Source organism: Sulfobacillus harzensis, assembly GCF_012933365.1.
Taxonomy (GTDB): Bacteria; Bacillota; Sulfobacillia; order Sulfobacillales; family Sulfobacillaceae; genus Sulfobacillus_B; species Sulfobacillus_B harzensis.
This window is the reverse complement of sequence record NZ_JABBVZ010000292.1, coordinates 1-1013: the sequence shown is the minus strand read 5'-3', so window position 1 is coordinate 1013 and position 1013 is coordinate 1. Positions and strand designations below refer to the sequence as shown.

Annotated in this window: 2 protein-coding genes; both read left to right on the top strand. The window is 53.5% G+C overall.

The annotated features are described in order from the left end of the window. The first annotated feature begins 214 nt into the window (after window positions 1–214). The gene (locus HIJ39_RS23110) at window positions 215–670 is read left to right on the top strand and encodes a hypothetical protein (RefSeq protein ID WP_169103366.1); all 456 of its coding nucleotides are present in this window, start codon (window positions 215–217) and stop codon (window positions 668–670) included. 15 nt (window positions 671–685) lie between these two features. After that, window positions 686–850 (top strand): hypothetical protein, encoded by a 165-nt coding sequence (locus HIJ39_RS23105; RefSeq protein WP_169103365.1) that lies wholly within the window; start codon window positions 686–688, stop codon window positions 848–850. Window positions 851–1013: the final 163 nt, after the last annotated feature.

The window sequence follows — 1013 nt, the reverse complement described above, 5'->3', positions numbered from 1 at the left end:
GCGCTGGTGGAGTTGTTGGAGGAAACCGCCTGCTTTGAGCGAGTGCCCCACACGATGGTTGACGGCCAGCTCTATGTCCCGGCCCAAACCACTAATGCCGTCTACCGATAGGCCGACCACCGCCACAGTGCCATGGCGAACGTGTCGGAATAGCCGTCTCATCCGTTGGTCACCGCGTGCGTGATGCGATACCCTCAAGGAAAAGGAGGTCGGCATGTCTGCTCCAAACGATTTTTTTGTGCAACTCACGGAAAATCGGCTGCAACAAAGTCTCGCCCGGATCAACATGACAGATAACCGGGCGCTCGGTCTTCTTGGGTTAATTACCGTGCTGATGGCGGGGCTTTGGGCTGTCTACTTCGCGCCCACGCTCCACCATATAGGTCCTCACCTATCACAACATGGTCGGATTATCGTTGCGCTCGTCATCTTAGTTATCGCCCTGTTTGCTGCAGGTTATTCGTTGCTGTTTACGGTCCAATACGATAATCCCGACATGGCGGAATTCTATCGAGAGTATTATACGATGCCCGACAAATCGTATCCGGCATATTTTGCGTCGGCCATTCGAGCAATCCGCCTCAACAACGCCGTGGTGAAACGTAAGTCACGACTTTTGTTGGTGTCCACCTTGTCGCTATTTCTCAGCGTGTTGGTTATAATAATCTAAATGGAGGTGAGACGCATGGCGGTGAAATCAACACAACAGGACCCTGAGAAAGTCACAACGTTGCCACCTGCTGATCCTGCGCTCGATCATCCGGTGTATATGGGACCCAATTTTGACCGCCTCTTGCATTTACGTCCGCAAGACTTGCTCAAACCTCACAAAGCGAAACCGAAGACGTAAGCGCGTCGAACTCCGACCGTCAATCAATACGACGTTGACCCTGCCGCCAGCCCCCCGCTGGCGGTTTTCGTATGGCATAAGATCTCGAAAGGAGACACGCATGCCCCTGCAGGGCACTCACACACATGAAAAAAGGGCGTCGGCACGGGGAGTATGATGAGGG

What these genes read in the sequence shown, in the direction of transcription:
- HIJ39_RS23110 (WP_169103366.1), top strand. Translation starts at nt 215, where the DNA reads ATGTCTGCTCCAAACGATTTTTTTGTGCAACTCACGGAAAATCGGCTG.
- HIJ39_RS23105 (WP_169103365.1), top strand. Translation starts at nt 686, where the DNA reads ATGGCGGTGAAATCAACACAACAGGACCCTGAGAAAGTCACAACGTTG.